This window comes from Ochrobactrum sp. CGA5 (assembly GCF_006345815.1).
In the GTDB taxonomy this organism is placed as follows: domain Bacteria; phylum Pseudomonadota; class Alphaproteobacteria; order Rhizobiales; family Rhizobiaceae; genus Brucella.
In genome coordinates this window covers 1-21,998 of sequence record NZ_VCIG01000004.1, presented here as the reverse complement: position 1 = coordinate 21,998, position 21,998 = coordinate 1, and the positions used below count along the sequence as shown (strand labels likewise).

Genomic DNA, 21,998 nt, shown 5'->3' with positions numbered 1-21,998 from the left:
CGTCACTGTTTGAGCCACGTATCAGCCCAGTTGGAAACAGCCCAGCGCGGATTGTTGGAAACATTCTTCACACGGTCGCTGGCGACGGTGATGAAACCCCATTCTGCGACATTGATGAGCGGCAAATCCGCCTCCACCATCTGCTGAAACTGGTGATAGAGCGCCGTGCGCTTTTTCTCATCAATCTCGCGTGCGGCTCTGGCGATCAGCGCGTCGAGTTCAGCATTGGCATAGCCGCCCTGATTGGAGAACGGCACGCCTGCAGGGATGCCGCTTTCCACGAGAATGGTGGTTGAGATGGCCGGATCGCCGCGATAGACCGTGGGCGCGATGGCCAGATCGAAATCATGGTCGGTATAAACCGCCTTCTGATGCGCGGCGGAGTCATTATTGACGATGCGCGCATCGATGCCGATGGCGGCAAGCGCCTGCCGCAGATAATCGCCGAACTGTTTCGTTTCGTTGAAATAGGGCGCGGGAAGAAGCTTGAGCGTGAAGCGCATGCCGTCCTTGCCCTGCTTATAGCCAGCCTCGTCCAGAAGCCCATTCGCCTTCGCGACGTCGAACGGATAGGACGGCACGTCGTCGGTGTAAAACTGGTTGTCATAACGCGGTACGGGACCGGTCGAGGACTTGGCATAGCCGAGGAAAATCGTCTTCACCACGAAATCGCGGTCGATGGCATGGGCGATTGCCTGCCGAACTTTCAAATCGGCCAGCTCTTTACGGTGGTGGTTGATCTCCACCACGAGCTGATAGGTCAGCGCTTCATAGCCTTTGGAGATGACCGTGAGGCCCGGAACCTTCGAGATACGGTCCAGATCGGCGAGCGGTACGGCGGAAAAAGCGGCCAGATCGATCTCTTCCGCCTCCAGCGCGCCCGCTGCAGCAGCACGATCCGGCAGCACACGATAGACGATCTCATCTAGATAAGGCTCACCCTCGCCCCAATAAGCGTCGTTGCGCGTCAGTCGGTAATATTCGCCAGTCTTGTGTTCGGCATATTTGAACGGACCGGTTCCGACGAGTTTTTCATTGGCCGGATTGGCCATGATGTCGGTTCCGGCAAAGACATGCTTCGGCAACACGGCGGTCAGGGCGGGCAAGGCATTGCGGATAAGCTGGAACGGCGTCGGCTCGGAGAAATGGAAGATGGCGGTAAGGTCATCCGGCGTTTCAACCTTCTGCAACGCCTTGAACACGACACGTCCCAGGTTTTGCAGCGGTTTCCAGACTTCCATAGCCGAAAAGGCCACATCCGCCGCTGTGAAAGGCGTGCCGTCATGCCATTTGACGCCTTCGCGCAGGTGGAACGTCGCCGTCAGCCCGTCGGTCGAACCTTCCCAGCTCGTGGCAAGCCGTGGCGCGAGACCATTTTCATCTTCGAAAGACGCTTCCGCCAGAGGCTCGACCACCTTGCTTGCGACGAAGAAAACGCCATTGGACGCAACGATGGCCGGGTTCAGATTGCGCGGCTCTGAATCTGCGGCCACGACCAGCCGCCCACCTTTCTGCGCCTCACCAGCCGCATCCGACCGTTGCGGCCAGACGACGACAGCGGCCAAAGCGGTCGACCCCGCCAGAAAAGCCCTACGCGACAGAACCAGTTGAGCCATATCCATTGCCCCGCAATCACATTTTCATTTGATGACTTTTTATACCAGTCGCCTGCAAATGACAGGAGCAAAACCTGTCACCCGAACAATAAATATCGAAAAACACTTCGCTTTCCGGCATATTTAACCGTCAAGTAAAAATAATATTTCAACAGCTTGCTAGCTTATTATTGCAGTATTTCAACCTATATGTTTGAATTATTTTTCCGATAAAAGCTTATTTAAAGAAAATCCCCTCTTGCCAAACATGCCTCCTTCCGTAGATCATAGTTAATTATGTGTTGTCGTATTTCGTGAGCTTCCATTTCGACGCGGCACACATAGACCACTGAAGAGCAATTCAAAGCTCTTGTTTGAATGCATTTGTTCGCCCCAATTCACTCACCTGGCGGCAAGTGTCCTTAATTATTTCACCGCGCATCTTTCCGAAAACCGTTTCACACTTTTCGGGATGCGCTCCAAAGCTGAACCAATAGGAAGAGAGGAAACAGAAATGTCTAGTTTGCTGCCCCCGCTTCATGACGGCCACGCACCGATCTATCTGCATCACGCATTCCAGAATGCAGTCAACGCCTATGAAGATTGGGCTTTGGAAGAGAGCGAACCGTCCGTTCAAGTCAACGGCAAGATCACACGGATCAGCGTCGTCTTCCGTCGCTTGTGGAACTGCACCGATATGGTGCCGCGCCACACCCTGGAAGCACTGAGGGATATCGTCCCGTCTGGCTTCATTCATACTGAAAACTGGAAGGAAACGCCCACATTCGCGGAAGCTGCCCGCATCATGCGTGCCGCTCTGGAAGGGCGCAAGGCACGACAGCTCCCGGTCGTGTGCTGATTTTCTGAAACCCATAAAGGAAACGGGCGGTTTTCCCGCCCGTTTTTCATTCAACGCTGCCCCCTCGACAGGCTCAGGATGAGGCTCGATAAATCTGGATGAGGGAAGTTGAGCCTATACAGCCACCCGTATTCTAAACAACGGGATCAAGCTTGCGGAAGCGCACGCGCGCACTGCGTTCGATAGCGGCAACCGTCAGTTCATCAAGCGTCCAGCGGTCACGCAGCATCTGGAGAAACTCCAGTTCCTCCTGCTCGACATGCAGATCGGCAGCGGCAACTTCCACAGCCATCGCATAAGCCGTATCGTAGAGGCGTTCCGGCAAGGCTTCGTGGGCCAGGTCGAGGATTTTTTCAAGTCCGTCCTCGTCCGCAAGAAGCGCATAGCAATCATTGGCAAGCTGCGGCAGACGCGCGGTATCGAAACCACGGAAAACCGGCAGGCGCGTCACCACATTGCCGATGGATTCCAGCTCAGCATCGGTCATGGTGGTGTCGGCTGCAGACGTCGTCACCATGATGTAGACGAGTGCATCCTGCGGGCTGATCTTTTTCATCGCATACTCCTGCGCAACACGACCGGAATCATTTCAGCGGTCCAAATTGGTTTGAAAGTTAGGAAGCTGCATCCCGTTGCGCAAGGAAATTCGGTTGCAACCGTTGACGGACAGTAGTTGCCGGGCCATAGAGCAATAGCGCCTTCCATGCGCGCAAGTTTTCAATGAGTAAAAACTCTTCACAGGATTAAACCATGACCTCGCACCGCCTTCCCGAAATCACGCTGACCCCGGAACTGACCGCGGCGGCTGCGGAAGCGAAAGCATGGCCTTTTGAAGAGGCGAAGAAAATCCTCAAGCGCTATGCAAAGACCGGCCTGCCCGATACGGTGATCTTCGAGACCGGCTACGGCCCTTCCGGCCTGCCGCATATCGGCACGTTCGGCGAAGTGGCGCGCACCTCGATGGTGCGTCATGCTTTCCGCATTTTGACCGAAGACAAGGTCAAGACACGCCTGATCTGCTTTTCCGACGACCTCGACGGCATGCGCAAGATCCCCGACAATGTCCCTGATAAGGCGGCCCTTGAGCCCTATCTGCAAATGCCGCTTTCTGCTGTCCCGAACCCGTTCGGCGGCGATTACAAGAGCTTTGCGGATCACAACAACGCCATGCTGTGCCGCTTTCTCGACACGTTCGGCTTCGACTATGAATTCGCCAGCGCGACAGACTATTACAAGTCCGGTAAGTTTGACGCTGTACTGCTCAAGGCTGTCGAGCGCTACGAAGATATCATGAAGGTGATGTTACCGACGCTCGGCGAAGAGCGTCAGGCCACCTACAGCCCGTTCCTGCCCATCTCACCCAAGTCTGGCCGCGTGCTTTACGTGCCGATGAAAAGCGTGGATGCCAAGGCAGGTACCATCACGTTCGACGACGAGGACGGCGTTGAAACCACCCTCTCCGTCACGGGCGGCAAAGTGAAACTTCAATGGAAGCCAGACTTCGGCATGCGCTGGGCTGCGCTCGGCGTCGATTTCGAAATGTTCGGCAAGGACCACCAGACGAATGCGGGCGTATATGACCGCATTTGCGAAATCCTCGGCGGCCGGGCGCCGGAACATTTTGTCTACGAACTGTTCCTCGACCAGCTTGGCCAGAAGATTTCCAAGTCCAAGGGCAACGGCATTTCCATTGATGAGTGGCTGGCCTACGCGCCGACCGAAAGTCTTGCGCTTTATAATTTCCAGAAGCCGAAGACCGCCAAGCGGCTTTACTTCGATGTGATCCCGAAGGCGGTGGACGAGTATTTCACTTACCTCTCCGCCTACGAACGTCAGGAATGGAAGGACCGGTTGAACAATCCGGTCTGGCACATTCATTACGGCAACCCGCCGAAGGTGAACCTCCCGGTTACATTCGCGCTGATGCTCAATCTTGTCAGCGCATCGAACGCCGAAAATCCTGCTGTCCTGTGGGGCTTTATCTCACGCCACGTGCCGGGCGTCACGCCGGAAAACAATCCAGAGCTCGACGCGCTCGTCGGTTATGCGATCCGTTACTTCAACGATTTCGTAAAGCCGACCAAGAAGTTCCGGGCGCCGGACGACGTGGAGTGCGCCGCGCTCGTAGCACTGGATGCGAAGCTCGCAACATTGCCTGCTGTGACCGATGGCAACGAGATTCAGAATGCCATTCTCGACGTTGCCCGCGCCATTGAGCGTTATCAGGATCATACCAAGAAAAGCCCGGAAGGCGGCCCGGGTGTCTCGGTTTCCTTCTTCCAGATGCTCTATGAAGTGCTGATCGGCCAGGAACGCGGACCGCGCTTTGGTTCCTTTGTCGCGCTTTACGGCATCGACGAAACCCGCGCGCTGATCAAAAAGGCGCTGGCTGGCGAACTGGCGTAGACATCAAGATAATCTCTAACTCAGACCAAATGAGTTCAAACAATAAGGGCGGCTTGAGCCGCCCGTTCAGTTTTGCGCTGCCCCCATCCTCACGTGTGGAGCAAAGCTTAGCATGATCCTGAGCATGTCGAAGGATCGAAGGACGAAGGTTCAAAAAGCTCAAGCCCACCCCTTCAACACGGGGCGTCACACCGGCTTGAACAGGGCTTAGTTGCTGTCCAGATCAGGTTGGATCGTCTGATCTAGGTATTTTTTAATCGCATAATCCGACGCGAAACCGCTACGCAGTTTTGCTGGAAATGCACCCAATTCATCTCGCTCTATTGTGCTGCGGGCGGGGGCGGAAAATCACTTTGCGGCGCCGGATCTGGTGCCAGCGGCGAAGGATTATCCATCATATTGCCGGTATCGGGCTCGGGATTAGGCAGCGAGGTATCGGGTTTATCGCCGAAAATTCCGAGACGCGCCTCCACGGCCTTGCGGCCCGCTTCGTCATAGGCACCGCCCGGAACGGCCTTCGCCCATCCATTGGCGACGAGCCATGCGGCAGCATCTTCATTGCCCAGCGTACATTCAGTTGCGACCGCAGCACCGCTGTCGTTTTCTGGCAGACGGCACATGACGGCACGGGAGCGCAGCCATTGCCGGAACGCAGTGCGCGCCTGCATACCACATGGCCAGCGCTCCCCGGAAGCCGTCTGGCATGTCTGCTCCACGGGCAAGATTTCAATACCCTGTAGTTCGATTATACGGCCCTGGCTTTCTAACCGTCCTGCGGCTACCGCGACGGGTCGTTGCAAAAGCTGCATCTGTCCACCCGCATCGACTGGCGCGGCCGGTGCCGGCGGCTCTGGTGGTTTGGGCGTGGATGCAAGACCGAGGTCGCTCAGCGGAGGACGCGGCGCCTCGCGTTCTATGCCGTTATCATGCACCTGATCGTCGACCTTGCCGTTCTCTTTCCACGCAGGCGGCTGCCCTTCAACAGGTGCGGTTTGCCCCGGCTGCGAACTAACCTCCGGTGCATTGCCCGTTTCGGGCGACGTTTCCGGCTCGTTATAGTCGAACTGTTCGACGACGATGTTGTTGCCTGTACCGGAGCCAACTTTCATCTGCGTATCGCCCGAAGCCATGACCACCACCGGTCGATCCAGCGCGCCGTAGAACGGCGCTACGAAAGCTGCGACCAGCACTGCGCCGGTTATGCCAGCCAGACCGCCGAATACAGCGCGTGCATGGCTTTTATCCTGCGATTGCGCCATTATTGGCTTGCCCACAAAATGCGAGCGACCCATTCGATATCCTTGGACTCGAAAATACGGTTCGGATGCTCGGGATTGAGCGAATGAAGCTCAATGGTTCGCGGCGTCTGACGATGCAGGATCTTGGCCATCACTTCTCCGTCTTTCGTTCGCACCACCACCCGATCACCCCGGCGAATGGCGGTATTGGGTGCAACAATCAGCGTATCGCCATCACGATAAAGGGGCAACATCGAGTCGCCCGAAACCTCCAGTGCATACACACCTTCCCCCGACCCGGTGGGAAACTCCACGATGTCCCAGCCTTGGCCCGCCGGAAAACCGGCGTCGTCGAAATAACCGCCCGCCCCCGCTTCGGCCATGCCGAGCAGAGGGATCGACTGCATGTCCTGCGTATATTCGCCGAATTGTGGCGCGCGGGTTTCTCCATCGATGAGCCGCGTGAATTCATCGAAGGTCGAGCCCGTTGCTTCCATCACCTTTGCGAGCGATTCCGTTGACGGCCAGCGAGCCCGCCCGTCAGAAGCATAGCGCTTCGATTTGTTAAAGGTCGTCGGGTCAAGCCCTGCCCGACGCGCCAGCCCGGACGCACTCAGGGAATGACGTTCAGCCAGAGCATCGATGGCCGCCCACACGCTCTCGTGAGAAAACATAGTCATGATCCGCCACGTAGGTTCCAACATATATTCCCGAACTGCACCCATCAGGAAAGATATGCTTCAAAGGATTTTAAACCTAATTTTCCGTCCCATCTTTGCCCACAACCTATCAAAAGGGCAGGAATTACGCAAGATGGATGAAACACAGGGAAAATTTTCTTATCTGAACCCCAGCAATGCATGGCGCTAATCATGGGAGGCGGAATGCGCAAACAAAAAACGCGGCATGAAACATGCCGCGCCTGATGATTTTGCGAAGGGACAGCTTACGCTGCCTTCTTCGTTTCCGTCTTGTACGGATTAAAGCGCTGATAGAAGCTTTCGCCGTTCTCAGCCATGTCGAGCAGAAGTTTCGGCGACTTGAACTGTTGGCCGTATTTCCTCTGCAAGTCCTTGGCAAGATTGACGAATTTCTTCGCGCCCATGCCATCGATATAGGAAAGCGTACCGCCCGTATAAGGCGCGAAACCGAAAGCGAGGATGGAACCGACATCAGCTTCACGCGGATCCGTGACAATGCCTTCTTCCATCACGCGGGCAGCTTCCAGAGCGATGGTGACGAGAAAGCGTTCCTTCAGCTCCTTCACATTGATCTTGTCCGGATTCTGCTGCGGATAAAGATCCTTGAGGCCCGGCCACAGATGCTTCTTGGCTGGCTTGGCCGGATACTCATAGAAGCCCTTGCCGTTCTTGCGGCCCTTGCGGTCAAACTCGTTGACAAGACGATCCACCAGTTCCACATGGCGCGGATCGACAGCCTTTTCACCAAGATCAGCAAGCGTTGCCTTGAGAATCTTCTGCGACAAGTCGATAGCGGTTTCGTCGTTAAGCGCGAGCGGACCGACCGGCATACCGGCCATGCGGGCGGCATTTTCGATCATTGCAGCAGGCACACCTTCAACGAGCATGTTGTAGGCTTCCGACATATAGCGCAACACGCAGCGATTGACATAGAAGCCACGCGTGTCGTTGACGACAATCGGCGTCTTCTTGATTGCACGAACGTAATCGAGCGCGACGGCCAGAGCCTTTTCGGACGTCTTCTTGCCAAGGATCACTTCCACCAGCATCATTTTGTCGACAGGCGAGAAGAAGTGAATGCCGATGAAATTTTTCGGGCGCTTGGAGACTTTCGCAAGACCGCTGATCGGCAAGGTCGAAGTATTGGAGGCGAAGATTGCAGACGACTTCAGCACTTCCTCCGCTTTTTCAGTCGCCACACGCTTGACTTCGCGGTCCTCAAACACGGCTTCGATCACCAGATCGGCGCCATCGAGCAAAGCGTAGTCAGGCGTTGCCGTAATCAGCGACAGGAGCTTTTCCTTATCCGCTTCCGTGGCGCGGCCCTTCTGCATTTCCTTGGTGATGAGGTCCGCCGTATGGGCCTTGCCCTTGTCGGCTGACTCCTGATCACGATCAATTAGCACAACCGGAATGCCAGCCTTGGCCGTCACATAGGCAATGCCTGCGCCCATGAAACCCGCGCCAATCACACCGATCTTCTTGAACTTGGTCGGCTTTTCATCCGCCGGACGACGCGCGCCCTTGTTCAACTCCTGCAACGACACAAACAGCGAGCGGATCATCATACCCGCTTCGGTCGTCTGGAGGATTTCGGTAAAATAGCGCTGCTCGATCTTCAGGCCGGTATCGAATGGGACCAGTAGGCCTTCATAAACCGACTTCAGGATAGCAAGTGCTGCCGGATAATTGCCGGAAGTTTCACGACGCAGAATGGCCGTTGCGGCAGGCCAAAGGTTCGCACCCGCAGCCGAATAGATCGCGCCACCCGGAAGCTTGAAACCCTTTTCATCCCATGGCTGAACTGGCTTGAGACCGCCCTTGATGAGCTTCTTTGCGGTTTCAACCAGCTTCTTGGCCGGAGCAATCTCGGTGACGAGGCCCATGGCCTTGGCGCGCTGTGCGGTCAGGCTCGAACCCGTCGTCATCATCTGAAGCGCGTCCTGCTGGTTGGCAAGGCGCGGAACGCGCTGCGTACCGCCAGCGCCCGGAAACAGGCCAACCTTGACTTCCGGCAGAGCCATCTTCACGCCCGGCGCATCAGATGCCACACGGGCATGGCAGGCGAGCGACATTTCAAAAGCGCCGCCCATGCAGGTACCATTGATGGCCGAAACCCAGGGCTTGCCGCAGGTTTCAAGCTTGCGGAAAAGGCCGCTCATCTTGCCGACATTGTCGAACAGGGTCTGGACCGCACCTTCCGGGTCCTTGGACTTCTGCTTCTGGAATTCCTTGAACATGCCTTCCAGCATGGTCAGGTCGGCACCGCCCGAAAAGCTCTCCTTACCGGACGTGATAACAACACCCTTGATCTTGTCGTCGGCAGCCACTGCATCGATGATGGCGTTCAGTTCCTGCATCGCCTCGACGGTGAAGACATTCATCGACTTTTCAGGCATGTCCCAGGTAACAAGGGCAATGCCGTCGGCGTCGGTTTCAACTTTGAAATTTACATAAGCCATTCGTAAAAACCTCCTCGCCTTATACGCGCTCGATGACCGTCGCCGTGCCCATACCGGCACCGATGCACAGGGTCACCAGCGCGGTGTTGAGATCGCGACGCTCCAGTTCGTCCAGCACCGTACCGAGGATCATCGCACCGGTGGCACCAAGCGGATGGCCCATGGCAATAGCGCCGCCATTGACGTTCATCTTGTCGTGCGAAATATCGAAGGCCTGCATGTAACGCAGAACAACCGCCGCGAAGGCTTCGTTCAGCTCGAACAGGTCGATGTCCGAGATTTTCATCTTCGCTTGCTTGAGAAGCTTTTCCGTCACATCGACAGGACCGGTCAGCATGAGCGCCGGCTCGGAACCGATATTCGCAAAAGCACGAATGCGCGCACGCGGCTTGATGTCAAACGCCTTGCCAGCCTTCCTGGAACCAACCAGAACGCCCGCCGCACCATCGACAATGCCCGACGAGTTGCCGGCATGATGGACGTGATTGACGGTTTCGATCTCTGGATGCGCCTGAATGCCGACAGCATTAAAGCCGCCCATTTCGCCCGGCATCACAAAAGATGGGTTGAGCTGACCCAGTGCCTGCATGTCGGTCGTCGGGCGCATATGTTCATCATGATCGAGAATGGTCAGGCCATTCTGGTCCTTGATCGAAATGACCGAATTCTTGAAATAGCCCTTTTCCCACGACTTGGCGGCGCGCTTCTGGCTTTCGACAGCATAGGCATCGACATCGTCGCGGCTGAAGCCGTATTTCGTGGCAATCAGATCGGCGGAAACACCCTGCGGCATGAAATAGCCGGGGAAGCCGACCGAAGGGTCCATGTACCAGGCTCCGCCCGACATGCCCATGCCGACACGCGACATGCTTTCCACGCCGCCCGCAATCACCAGATCGTCTGAACCGAAGGCGACCTTGGCCGCCGCCAGATTGACCGCATCAAGACCCGAAGCACAGAAACGCGAAATCTGGATGCCCGGCGCCTTGAAGTCGTAACCGGCTTCAAAAGCGGCGGAACGCGGAATGACCGCACCAGCTTCGCCGACCGGATCGACGCAGCCGAAAATAATGTCATCGACCTTGGCGGTGTCGATGCCGTTGCGGTCGCGCAGCGATTCCAGAACCTTCGCGCCCAAGCGAACGGCGGGCACTTCGTGCAGGCTGCCATCCTTCTTGCCACGCCCGCGCGGCGTGCGCACGTGATCGTAAATATAAGCCTCAGCCATGTTTACTCCTTCCCGCTAAATTCGAAACTTAGAGCATGTCCCCCAAAAGCAGGAACCGGTTTTGGGATAAAGACATACGAAAAAACAAAGGCATAGAGCGGTTACAGCGACTTCATTTTAACTGGAACCGCTCCAGTTCAATCCCTAACTCAGAACGTGTCCGCGTTCAGCGCCATCATCGAATCCGCACCCGACTGGATGCGTGCGAGATGTGCTGCGCTTTCCGGCATGATCCGCTCGAAATAATAGCGTGCGGTGACAAGCTTGGCCTCGAAGAAAGCCTTGTTTCCTTCACCCTTGCCAAGCTTCTCTTCTGCGATCTTCGCCATACGCGCCCACATGAAGCCGAGCGCCACCAGGCCAAAGAGATGCATATAGTCGTTGGAGGCTGCACCGGCATTGTCGGGCTTGGCCATCGCATTCTGCATCAGCCACATGGTGGCTGCCTGAAGATCGTTGAGACCCTTCTTTAGATGCTTGGTGAAGAAGGACAGCTTTTCGTTCTCACGATTGGCTTCGCAGAATTCGCCAACTTCCTTGAAGAAAGCCGTGACTGCGCGACCGCCATTCAACGCCAGCTTGCGACCGACGAGATCAAGCGCCTGAATGCCGTTTGCACCTTCATAGATCATGGCGATGCGCGCATCACGCACATACTGGCTCATGCCGTGTTCTTCGATATAGCCATGGCCGCCAAAGACCTGTTGGGCCATGACGGCATGTTCAAAGCCCTTGTCGGTCAGAACACCTTTTAGCACAGGCGTCAAAAGACCAACCAAATCGTCAGCCGCCTGACGTTCCGCTTCATCACCGGAACGATGTGCAATATCGGAATTAAGCGCGGTCCAGAGGATAAGGGCGCGGCCTGCTTCGTTGAAAGCGCGGATGTTCATGAGGTTGCGCCGGATATCCGGATGCACGATGATCGGATCGGCCTTCTTGTCCGGTTCCGCAGCTCCAGAAAGCGCACGCCCCTGAATGCGTTCACGCGCATAGATGGCAGCATTCTGGTAGGCGGTTTCGGCAATCGAAAGCCCCTGCAAGGCAACGCCGAGACGCGCTTCGTTCATCATGGTGAACATGGCGCGCAGCCCCTTATGCGCCTCGCCAATCAGATAACCCTTTGCCTCGTCATAGTTCATGACGCAGGTGGCATTGCCGTGAATGCCCATCTTTTCTTCGATGGAACCGCAGGAAACGCCATTACGCTCGCCCGGATTGCCGTTTTCATCAAGAATGAACTTCGGCACGATAAACAGCGAAATACCCTTCACACCTTCCGGCGCACCGTCGATACGGGCCAGCACCAGATGGATGATGTTATCGGACATATCGTGTTCGCCAGCAGAGATGAAAATCTTCTGGCCGGAAATCTTGTAGCTGCCGTCTTCCTGTGGCGTGGCGCTGGTGCGCAGCAGACCCAAATCCGTACCGCAATGCGGTTCGGTCAGGTTCATCGTGCCGGTCCATGTGCCTTCCACCATCTTCGGCAGATAGGTGTCCTTCTGCTCGTCGGTGCCGTGGGTCAGGATCGCGGCAATCGCACCCTGTGTCAGGCCAGGATACATGGTGAGCGCCATATTGGCCGACGACATATATTCGCCGACAGCCGTATGCAAGAGATAGGGAAGCCCCTGTCCGCCATATTGCTCCGGCACGGCCAGACCCAGCCAACCACCTTCGCGATACAGATCATAAGCCTGTTTATAGCCCTTCGGCGTCGTCACCGAGCCATCCGAATGGCGCTTGCAGCCTTCGCGATCGGCAGTCTGGTTGACCGGGAACAATGTGCCTTCGGCGAGCTTGGCGCCTTCAGACAGGATTGCCTCGACCACATCGGGCGACGCATCGGCAAAGCCCGGCAGGTTGTTGTAGCGCTGATAATTAAGAACGTCGTTGAGAACGAAATTCGTATCCTCAACTGGCGCGCGATAGCTCGGCATAGAAGTCCTCCAAATTCACCACCTGAGCCGTTCCGCGATGGCTGGAACGAGCCCGTAACCGCGTTTCATGCCTGCATGCCACATTATAGCTAAACGTTGTGACAGCGCGCACGTTGCAGCAAAAAGGGATGATTTTCTGCGAAAACAGCCTTTTTGCCGCCTTTTTTGACTGAGCGTATCGCAGAATCCGCACCCACTCAGTCAATTCTGGACCGAAGCTAACCTACTTTGACGTTTCCGTAAACGTCAAAAATTACACAAGTTCGTGCAGGACACGAATGGACTTGCTGTAAACACCGACCCGGTCTGCCCCCTGCGCCTTGTATGGGCATTTCGTTGCGTTTTATTTGTACGGTTCTGGAGCTGATCGAATAATAGCGAAGCTAAGCCGCCTCCCAGCACAGACTGCACGCCATTTTTGGATAGATGCTCAATGGTGTATTGGGCAACGGGTTTGGCCGACTAACTTCATATACTGGAAGGGATCTGTTGCAAAATTTCGGTAGGGCAAAGCGTGGCTAACCGCTGGGCGCAACTATGCTGCAAGCGCTGTGAATTGTTGTTTGAGTGAAAGCGGTGCGGTTGATGCGAAATTGCCTTGCAGCTTTCGCATCATGTGAACGAGCTCTATATCTGCGAGCGTGATGCTGGCGGCGGCTTCTGACTTGAAGCCGAGCATGGATCGTATCCGTCGTTTGATGCGGCGATGATCCTGTTCGATGGTGATGTTCTTGTATTTACGGGAGCGGATGGCGCGCGACCTTCCACCCTCTCTCACCCGGCTCTCGGTATCACACTGCATGATGGCCATTCGATTAGTCTGGCTGCCGTCAATTGTAATCTTCTCTGGCCTGCCATGTCGGGGCAGCGCCTTGCGGATAAAGCGTTTGGCAGCTTTCAGGTCCCGGTTTTTGTTGAACAGGAACTCGACGGTATCGCCGCTGCAGTCGATGGCACCATACAGATAAAGCCATTCGCCTTTGACCCGCACATTTCGCCTCGGTAGCATAGCTCAGATGACAGATAGACCAGATATGGCCATGAGTTCCAAGACCCACGATCTCATCAAAGGCCAGATCGGGGTCGGTGGCGGTGATCAGATAGTCGCAATCAAGACCCATCGTTCAACTCGATCCGATTCTTATCTGGATGAACACGCTTTGCCCCTTGCGACCTGAACCCGATCTCCAGCCGCTTGAAGATCGATTCGAGATCGACAGTGATCTCCTCCGGATTACGCCAACCGACAAAATAGATTGCACCCGGTCAACTTCATTCACCGGGTTCTGTGAACTGCGGCAGTCGAATTGGGGAAGCCAGCATTGCTGCCGTGTCACGCCGATTACATCGGTGTGCCTCAACAGACTTGCATCGGCTCAGCCTTCTCTGATTTGTACGTACCCGGAGGCACTTGACCCACGTCAAAGTAACCCGCTTTCAAGGCAAGTTAGTCTGGTCCATGGATTTCACTACGTCGCGAGCGCTCATGCTCAAAAAATGGAGGTGTTTATGGAACCCGTATCCATCAAGGCGGACACTCTGCCGTTCGGATCGCATGCCCTCCCGGTAGCGGCGGTTGCCGACCATTTTGATGTGGATCTGACAGTTGGCCTGACGCAGGAGGAGGCAGACCGGCGGCTTGACCTTTTTGGGTCGAACAAAGTTGTTGCGCGCAAGCCCGTCACCGACTTGGCTCTGATATTGCGACAGTTTGCCAGTTCAGTTGTGGCCTTGCTCGTGACCGCGATGGTGCTCTCGCTCGTATATGCGGAATGGAAACAGGCTGCGGCAATTGCCGCCGTACTCGTAGTCAATGCGGCCATAGGCTATTGCATGGAGCGACAGGCCCTGCGTTCGATGGAAGCGCTGAGGCAACTCGTGACACGCAACGTGCGCGTGCGAAGGGATGGCAAATCGCGTCAGGTTTCCGCCGACGTGCTTGTACCCGGTGACGTAGTGGTTCTCGACGCCGGCGATGTCGTACCGGCCGATATGCGGTGCGCAAGCAGTTCAGCATTAAGCGTTGACGAGTCTGCACTCACTGGTGAATCCCTCCCGGTAGACAAAGGTGTTGATGCCAATCCCGAATTGGCTGCGCTCGCCGATCGGAGCGCCATGCTGTTCAGAGGCACGCATGTCGTGCGGGGTAGCGGAGTGGCCATCGTTACCGGTACAGGACAGGCCACCGAAATCGGACGTATCGCCGATCTTATCGAGGGGGCTGAGAGTGGCGAATCCCCACTGGAGAGACAACTGGCGCTCCTCTCCCGCCATCTGATCTTGCTCACACTCGTGCTTGCCGCCGTAGTGGCTGCGGCCGGTGTCTATTCAGGGAAGCCTATCTTCCTGATGGTGGAAACGGCGATAGCGCTCGCCGTAGCGGCGATCCCGGAAGGTCTGCCTATCGTTGCCACACTGACACTTGCGCGTGGCGTGCTGCGAATGGCAGCAAACAACGCAATCCTAGAGAACCTGGCAGCAGTGGAGACACTTGGTTCCACGACGCTCATCCTTACCGACAAGACGGGTACTCTGACCGAGAACCGGATGGAGGTTGAGAGGGTCTTAACCCCTTCGGGCGAGTTCACGATTGATCACTCGCGCGCCATTTTTCTGAAAGACGAGAAGCCGATCGATCCCGCCAACGATCAGGGGTTGCTGCGCGCACTTCTGATTGGGGTGCTCTGCTCGAACGCAGAATATGAGCGCCATGGCGCTTCTGGCACAGGAGACCCGATGGAAGTGGCACTCCTGCGTGCTGGCGGTTTTGCAGGCCTCCATCGCAGCGAGCAGCTCGACGACTATCCAGAAGTCGCTGAAGAACCGTTCGACACGGCGACAAAGATAATGGCGACTGTACACCGCCACCACGATGGCCACTTGGCCGCCGTCAAAGGTGCGCCGGAAGAAGTGCTGGCGTCAGCTGATCGGATCGGTATCGAGGCGGAGACGCTGGATGACACTACACGGGCAGTATGGTTCGCTCGTGCCGAGCGTCTGGCGGCCGATGGCTTGCGTGTGCTCGCGGTCGCCATTGATCCTGTAGCAGAGCTGAACAAACCAGTTGCTCGGGGTCTCTCCTTTCTCGGTCTTGTGGCCTTCCGCGATCCTCCACGGCTCGATATCGCGGAAGCTGTGGCTGCCTTGCGCAGCGCTGGTATCCGCGTCGTGATGGCGACCGGCGATCATCCCGGCACAGCGCTCAGCATCGCCCGTGCTGTCGGCATTTCAGGACCCGATGCAGTTGTGACAGTCGGGACAGAACTGCCGCAGCTTGAGGAAACATCGGAAGTCGGACGTGATAAGAAAGTCACCCGGAACGTCTTTGCGCGCGTAACTCCAGAGCAGAAACTCAATCTGATCGACCGGTTTCAGCGCCAAGGCCAGGTGGTCGCCATGATCGGCGATGGTGTTAATGATGCGCCAGCGCTGGCCAAAGCCGATATCGGCGTCGCCATGGGCCGCAGAGGTACCGACGTGGCGCGCGAGGCAGCCGACATGGTGCTGCTCGATGATGCTTTCACCACCATTGTCCACGCGGTTCGCGAGGGGCGGATCATTTTCGACAACATTCGTCGCTTCTCGATCTACCTGCTCTCCTGCAATCTCGCTGAGATACTCGTGATCGGGCTTGCCATATTGGCCGGCCTGCCTTTGCCAATGACGCCGCTACAGATATTATTCCTCAATCTGGTGACCGACGTCTTCCCGGCCTTCGCGCTCGCCACCGGTAAAGGAGAAGGAGACGTTCTGGCCCGTCCGCCACGTCCGCCGAAAGAGCCTATGCTTTCGGCCGCACAGTGGCGTAGAGTCGTTGGCTATGGTCTGTCGATTGCGGTGAGCACGTTGATCGCGCTCATCGTCGCGACTAAGGGTTTCAGTTTTGAAGCGCAGAACGCGACGACGATCTCCTTCCTCACCATCGCGTTTGCCCAGCTCTGGCACGTCTTCAACATGCATGACGGCCACAGTGCCAGATGGCGGAATGCAGTGGTGTTAAATCGCCTCGTCTGGTATGCGCTCCTGCTCTGTCTTGGCCTCATACTTGCTGCCGTGACGTTGCCTGTCGTTGCTTCTGCGCTGCAAATCGTACCTATCGGGACTAAAGGATGGGCGTTAGCGATCGGATGCAGCCTGCTGCCGCTGATTGGGGGGCAGGCATGGCTGATAAGTGAGCGCATTTGGATGGAACGCAAATCGTTCAAGAATGACAACACAAGCGCTTGCAAACCAATGAAAGAACAGTAAGGCCAACACCGACAAGCGGATGTCTCATGTGATATCAGCCTGCGGCATACCACACAGCATGTTACCGGCCGCGATCAGAACCGCCCAAACACGATCAACCGATCCGGGAAATAGAACGTCAAAAAATCGAGACGCAGAGCGCTTTTCGCGAGTTACACTTTTGCAGTCGGCATCGCCTATACTGCGCGTTTCGTTGAAAAGGTAAATCCGAACTGCGTCTCCCATTTAGATTGCTGTTATCCCTGAGTAGCCACCTCAGGCTTGCCAACAGTGTTCAATGAGAAAGCAGAACTGGAAGTCTGACCTGAGTGAATATCCCCCTCGTGGCGCCACCAAGAATGAAGTCGCGAATACGGGAATGACCGAAGCCTCCCATCGCCAGAATCTGTGCCCCTTCGGTCAAGGCAGTGTCCTGCAACGCCTCGTCAATGGATCTTTCGCCCAGTGTGATTGTGATAGGCTTGGCGCGGACCCCCCTATTTTCCAGCGCGGAAGCCAGAGTTCCAGCAAGATTTGACCCATTCAGTGGCTTTTCGTCCTGAACCGTCAGCACTGAGATGCAGCCGCCTTCAGCTAACAGTGCCAGAGCATCGCCGAGCGCGCGTGCAGCGACCCGGCCTCCGTCCCAGGCTATAGCGATATGCTCAAGGGCAGCAGGACGGGCGGACGGCGGCACCAGGATGGTCGGTCGGCCTGAGCCGAACACAACAGCCTGAGCCAAATCTTGAGCAACGACTGTCTCCCCTGACCATGGAAGCAACGCAAGGTCGAAATATCGTGCTTGTTCGGCAGCGGCGTCCAGCACACCGCCGAGTACAGCTGTTCTAGTCGTACAGTAAACATCAAGCCCCTTTCCTGCATGCTCTTGAACCAGGGCATGCAGACGATGGCATTCGGCTTTGCTCTTCTGCTCGACCGCACGGACCAAACCCGGGACGTCGACAAAAAAATCGCCCAACCCCGAGGACATATAAGGAATATCAACCGCGAACGTCGAGACGTGAAGTGTGCCTCCAAGCACAGCTGCGTAACTCGTAGCGGCCAGCACCGCCCCATCCGCAACAACCTCGGGATAGGTGGCTATAGGCATATAGGCATTACGCGTGTACATCGTTAGAACCTCGACTTTTCCCAATTGCTCGGAACGCCCAAGACCATACTTGCTCCGCGACCGAAAAAACCTCGCACTTCATCTTTGCACAAAAGTCTTGAATCAGACTTGATCACAGTCAATCCCTAGCAGATAAACTGATTATCGTGTGCCGTACATTACGGTCGGCGCTTCTCAGCGCGACACCATTGCGCACCAAAGAACATGCATGCAACGGAGCAAGTTCGGATTCCTTGGTTTAAAGCTGACCTACACTGCCGCCGGCGACAAGGTATTAAAGGCGAGGCACATACAGAGATAAATGGCGATTCCAAGCGTCACTTCGCGCAGTAGAAGAGCCCAGGATTTGATGCAGGGCATTGGACTATGGCTCTGAACTTGCCCCAAATTTTATATAGTTTCGAGTTTGCTCCAGCGGCTGAATCTGACCCTTTAAAAAAGCGGACGTTCTTAGGTTAGAGCATTCGGCTCAGGATCTCGCGTGGAGCAGCCGGCTGCACACTGGTGCACGGAACATTGTTCCATTGCAGTAACTTCGAGCAGGAATACGGTGTTTTTCGATATAAAGCATGAACTAAGTCGGTAAGCCGCTGATTAGGCTTTGCCAGAGCATTATTGCGCCCAAAGCGGCTCTGGATGACAGGGAGGACAGGTCTTGCACATCTTCGGCCTTGATCTACGTCAAAGTCATATTTCTCAGTTTTGTTAAGTTCATCATTGCCTCGCACAGTCACCGAGTCCCTATGGCGGGGTAGGTCGAGGCTTCTGCTTTCCAGTGCGGAGCCTCGACCGCATTGAGCAGTCTTGTTCTCAACCACCGTTAACTGCGCAAAAAAATCACGGTAAAATTTTGATCCACATCAAAGCTATTCACGCGGACTCTGCTAAAACTCCCTTGTTCCGTAGTACGAAACCGAATGGCGCCGTCGGACGGGACAGGTCGAGGTGTAGGCACCATGGTGTAGCGCCTCGACCACTTTTGGTAATAATGAGTTACATATTAGCGAACGATGTTCATTGATCGAGATGGTTCACCAAGGTTGCTCGTGCCCAAGCGGAGTAACTTGCTGGAGTACATATCTCCAAGCTTATTTCTGCGGGAAACGCCCGACTCCCATTTCGTTTCTAACGAAATGGCTGCCGGAGTAATCTACTCTTTCAAAACTTTGTCATAGATACAGAGCAGCTCTGTCGGGATTGTGCTACGCCGGACTGGTTGTATCGTTTCATGCGGTTCATTACGATGCAGATGACGTGGACAGGAGATCACAAACTGGAATGGAGTGACTTCCAAATTAACGCTCTCTTCGCGACAGAGAAAATTGGACGGTCTCTATCTTATTCATATAATGATGCCGCAAGTCACCTTCCAGAGTGGATCCGATTAACCCTTTACTGAGGGAGCTTATCGTTGGTAACTTTGAAGTTTCTGGGTGGAGCGGGGACTGTTACCGGTTCTAAATTTCTGCTGACATTCGAACACAACAACCTTCTTGTTGACTGCGGGCTTTTCCAAGGGGTGAAGAATCTTCGCGAGCTTAACTGGACCAGGCTTCCCCTTTCCGCAGACGCGATTGATGCGGTGGTTCTTACGCATGCGCATCTGGATCATAGTGGGTATCTGCCCAAGCTCGTTCATGACGGATTTCGTGGCAAAATCTATTCGACACCCGCTACCCGGGACGTTGCAGAGTTAATATTAAAAGATAGCGCCCATCTGCAGGAAAAAGATGCCGAGTTTCTTAATCAGCATTCTCTTTCAAAACACAAGCCCGCCCTTCCCCTTTATACCGTGCAAGACGCGGTCAGGGCGTTACAACACTTTTCCAGGGTTGAGTTTAATCAAACTGCTCTGCTTAACCACGGTGCGCGAGTTCATTTTCGCTATGCGGGCCATATCCTCGGCGCAGCAAACGTGCAAATTGACTGGGGCGGCAAGAAGATAGTGTTTTCGGGAGATATCGGTCGATATAATGATCCAATAATGCGAGACCCGGAGACACCTCCAGATGCTGATTACGTAATTATTGAATCCACTTACGGTGATCGTCGTCACCCCGAAACCGATGCTACTGATGCACTGGGTGATGTAGCAGAAAGAACATTGAAACGTGGAGGTACGTTAATTGTACCGGCTTTTGCTGTAGGGCGAGCCCAAGAAATACTCTACCATCTATGGAAATTGAAAGAAAGCGGACGACTTGCCGGTATACCGATCTATCTTGACAGCCCCATGGCTATTGATGCGACAGAGTTGATGAGCGCCCATATTTCCGATCATCGGTTGTCCCCGCAGGCTTGCCGCAGAGCTTTTAGCATCGCACGCTATACTAACGATGTAGACAGTTCGAAAGCTATTACAGCCAGTTCTCTTCCAAAGATTGTTATCTCCGCATCTGGAATGGCAACGGGAGGACGAGTTCTTCATCATTTGAAGTCTTTCGGGCCCGACCCCAGAAATACTATTTTACTCGCGGGCTTCCAGGCTGCGGGAACGCGGGGCCAGTCACTAAGAGACGGCGGCAGAGAATTGAAGATTTTCGGCTCCTGGATCCCTATCAATGCTGAGGTTGTTTCTTTGGAAATGCTATCGGCGCACGCGGATGCATCTGAGTTGATACGGTGGCTATCTGGTTTTAAAAGAGCGCCAAAGGGAATATTTATCGTACATGGGGAGCCTGAAGCATCTGACGCCTTGCGCGTTAGGATCGAACGACAGCTCGGTTGGACAAGCCTGGTTCCGCGTCAGGACCAGGAGTTCACGCTATAAACGTAATAGCTTCAACTCGGGTTCCAGTGCCCTGGAATGGAGACAATTGTCCTCTTCGAACGTCTCGGTCTTGCTATAGAGATTAGTGCAATCGTCGGCATGACGACATTTGCACTTGGTGTATTGGTCGTGATTGGTAGCCAGACCTTTGCTGTCGCCGGCGGCGTCACTTTGGTCGCACTGCTTGCAAGCCGACATGCTCTGCATACGTTCATGCGGACTTTAACATGGGAAGAGTTACGATCGGGAATTATCTTTCTTGCCATGATATTTGTGATCTTACTGATCATTCCTGCCCAAAGGCTTATATCCTTTGGAGGATTATCGCTTTCCGACATCTGGGCATTAGTGGCGATTTTAACCGAAGTATCTTTTACGGGGTACCTGGCACTCAGAACATTCGGTGAGAAGATGGGACAAATATTGGCCGGCGGCTTGGGTGGGATTATTTCATCTCAAGCTGACAAATTCCCGCCGCAGCAAACAGTTATCGTCCTGCAATGATCTTGTGGCCGGAGCACTTGCGTGCCAATAGCATATCCTGCTGGAAACCTCGATACTGACGGGATTTCTTTCGTTTCCGTCAGCTATACGGCGGGCGCCGGTTCTAGTCACCGCGGCATGGATTCTGACAACTGGATCCTTTTTCAGTGCCAGAAGAATCCACAATGAACCCAAATTTCCTACCGCGCGCAGTCGTTTTCAACAAAATGAAATCACGCTGTTATTGTGAGCTGAACAGCACTACCAAGACAACTGGAGCCTGATCTGGCCGCACAAGTTATTGGCGTTGCAGTACTAACAAATACGGTTTCCAGATGTAGTTTCAGCGTTGTAATGGGATCAAGAAGCTTCAGCCGGTATTTCTCACTATTCAGTTAACCGCGCTGTTCATTGGAATTTTCATATATTTCATCTTGTCGTGACAGCGTATCACCCCGTATCCAAATTCACCGGGTCAAGGGGGATGGGTTAATTGCGTTCAACTCTTTAGAAGCTTCTTTCTAACGAGCAATAAAGTGGCGTCATCAGGATATGGTTCAACCGAAAACCCCTGCTCCCGTTCCAGTTCAATCGCTTCATGGTTTTCTCGGCTTTCGATTGCTTCCAGTATCTTCACCCCTTGAGCTTCAGCATAACGTGCAATGTGTCTTAGAAGTTCCCAGGCAACTCCTTTGCCTTTAAAATCGGCTCGAACAGAGATTGCCACCTCACCGCGCTCAAATCGGGGATCGCATGCCAGCATGGCTGTTGCAATGACGTTATTATTGTCGGGGAGAACAGCCAAAAATGTCCGACATCAGGGCCTTTGAGACAAAACTGGTTTAATTAAGAAGAGAGGATTTTCGGCTCATCATAGCTTTATCAAAGGACGCAAAGATGAGACAGAAACCCGTTCCCCAAACGTCTTCTGCGGAGAGGACGATCAAAGATATC

15 protein-coding genes and 1 pseudogene are annotated in these 21,998 nt (G+C 54.8%); 6 read left to right on the top strand and 10 right to left on the bottom strand.

Going from position 1 to position 21,998, the window contains the following annotated elements:
• Positions 1-2: 2 nt before the first annotated feature.
• Positions 3-1,616, bottom strand: coding sequence for an ABC transporter substrate-binding protein (locus FJQ48_RS03955; RefSeq protein WP_139973910.1), 1,614 nt, complete (start codon positions 1,614-1,616; stop codon positions 3-5).
• Between the two features lie 493 nt (positions 1,617-2,109).
• Between FJQ48_RS03955 and FJQ48_RS03950 the strand changes: the two genes are divergently transcribed.
• On the top strand, positions 2,110-2,454 hold the full coding sequence (locus FJQ48_RS03950) for a hypothetical protein (protein ID WP_139973909.1): 345 nt from the start codon (positions 2,110-2,112) through the stop codon (positions 2,452-2,454).
• Positions 2,455-2,587: 133 nt separating this feature from the next.
• On the opposite strand, the gene FJQ48_RS03945 is transcribed toward FJQ48_RS03950, so the two are convergent.
• Entirely contained in the window at positions 2,588-3,010 is a 423-nt protein-coding gene (locus tag FJQ48_RS03945; protein WP_139973908.1) for a tellurite resistance TerB family protein, read from the bottom strand.
• Between the two features lie 194 nt (positions 3,011-3,204).
• Between FJQ48_RS03945 and FJQ48_RS03940 the strand changes: the two genes are divergently transcribed.
• Complete coding sequence (locus FJQ48_RS03940; protein ID WP_139973907.1) at positions 3,205-4,860, top strand: lysine--tRNA ligase; 1,656 nt, start codon at positions 3,205-3,207, stop codon at positions 4,858-4,860.
• Between the two features lie 320 nt (positions 4,861-5,180).
• Here the strand turns inward: FJQ48_RS03940 and FJQ48_RS03935 are convergent, their stop codons facing one another.
• The 6 genes and pseudogenes from FJQ48_RS03935 to FJQ48_RS03910 form a co-directional block, all read right to left on the bottom strand.
• The gene (locus FJQ48_RS03935) at positions 5,181-6,119 is read right to left on the bottom strand and encodes a thermonuclease family protein (RefSeq protein WP_139974061.1); all 939 of its coding nucleotides are present in this window, start codon (positions 6,117-6,119) and stop codon (positions 5,181-5,183) included.
• A complete protein-coding gene (locus tag FJQ48_RS03930; protein WP_139974060.1) occupies positions 6,119-6,772 on the bottom strand; it encodes a helix-turn-helix transcriptional regulator in 654 nt (217 codons plus the stop codon). The genes FJQ48_RS03935 and FJQ48_RS03930 overlap by 1 nt, the downstream gene beginning before the upstream one ends.
• A gap of 272 nt (positions 6,773-7,044) precedes the next feature.
• On the bottom strand, positions 7,045-9,261 hold the full coding sequence (locus FJQ48_RS03925; RefSeq protein WP_139973906.1) for a 3-hydroxyacyl-CoA dehydrogenase NAD-binding domain-containing protein: 2,217 nt from the start codon (positions 9,259-9,261) through the stop codon (positions 7,045-7,047).
• Between the two features lie 19 nt (positions 9,262-9,280).
• Positions 9,281-10,489: an acetyl-CoA C-acetyltransferase gene (locus FJQ48_RS03920; protein WP_139973905.1), complete on the bottom strand. Its 1,209-nt coding sequence runs from the start codon at positions 10,487-10,489 to the stop codon at positions 9,281-9,283.
• 149 nt (positions 10,490-10,638) lie between these two features.
• Positions 10,639-12,432, bottom strand: coding sequence for an acyl-CoA dehydrogenase C-terminal domain-containing protein (locus FJQ48_RS03915; protein ID WP_139973904.1), 1,794 nt, complete (start codon positions 12,430-12,432; stop codon positions 10,639-10,641).
• Positions 12,433-12,967: 535 nt separating this feature from the next.
• Positions 12,968-13,423: pseudogene (locus FJQ48_RS03910) on the bottom strand (DDE-type integrase/transposase/recombinase); the annotation flags it as partial.
• Positions 13,424-13,448: 25 nt separating this feature from the next.
• On the opposite strand from FJQ48_RS03910, the gene FJQ48_RS22290 reads away from it, so the two are divergent.
• Together FJQ48_RS22290 and FJQ48_RS03905 are read left to right on the top strand one after the other, a co-directional pair.
• Positions 13,449-13,610, top strand: coding sequence for a hypothetical protein (locus tag FJQ48_RS22290; RefSeq protein WP_180350111.1), 162 nt, complete (start codon positions 13,449-13,451; stop codon positions 13,608-13,610).
• A 331-nt stretch (positions 13,611-13,941) separates the two neighbouring features.
• The gene (locus FJQ48_RS03905; protein WP_139973903.1) at positions 13,942-16,680 is read left to right on the top strand and encodes a cation-transporting P-type ATPase; all 2,739 of its coding nucleotides are present in this window, start codon (positions 13,942-13,944) and stop codon (positions 16,678-16,680) included.
• A 274-nt stretch (positions 16,681-16,954) separates the two neighbouring features.
• On the opposite strand, the gene FJQ48_RS03900 is transcribed toward FJQ48_RS03905, so the two are convergent.
• Positions 16,955-17,791, bottom strand: coding sequence for a universal stress protein (locus tag FJQ48_RS03900; protein ID WP_139973902.1), 837 nt, complete (start codon positions 17,789-17,791; stop codon positions 16,955-16,957).
• A 1,411-nt stretch (positions 17,792-19,202) separates the two neighbouring features.
• On the opposite strand from FJQ48_RS03900, the gene FJQ48_RS03895 reads away from it, so the two are divergent.
• Together FJQ48_RS03895 and FJQ48_RS03890 are read left to right on the top strand one after the other, a co-directional pair.
• Positions 19,203-20,561, top strand: a complete 1,359-nt coding sequence (locus tag FJQ48_RS03895) for an MBL fold metallo-hydrolase (protein ID WP_139973901.1) — start codon at positions 19,203-19,205, stop codon at positions 20,559-20,561.
• A gap of 36 nt (positions 20,562-20,597) precedes the next feature.
• Positions 20,598-21,065: an MgtC/SapB family protein gene (locus FJQ48_RS03890; RefSeq protein WP_139973900.1), complete on the top strand. Its 468-nt coding sequence runs from the start codon at positions 20,598-20,600 to the stop codon at positions 21,063-21,065.
• 478 nt (positions 21,066-21,543) lie between these two features.
• Here FJQ48_RS03890 and FJQ48_RS03885 read toward each other — a convergent pair whose 3' ends face one another.
• Entirely contained in the window at positions 21,544-21,849 is a 306-nt protein-coding gene (locus FJQ48_RS03885; protein ID WP_139973899.1) for a GNAT family N-acetyltransferase, read from the bottom strand.
• Positions 21,850-21,998 lie beyond the last annotated feature (149 nt).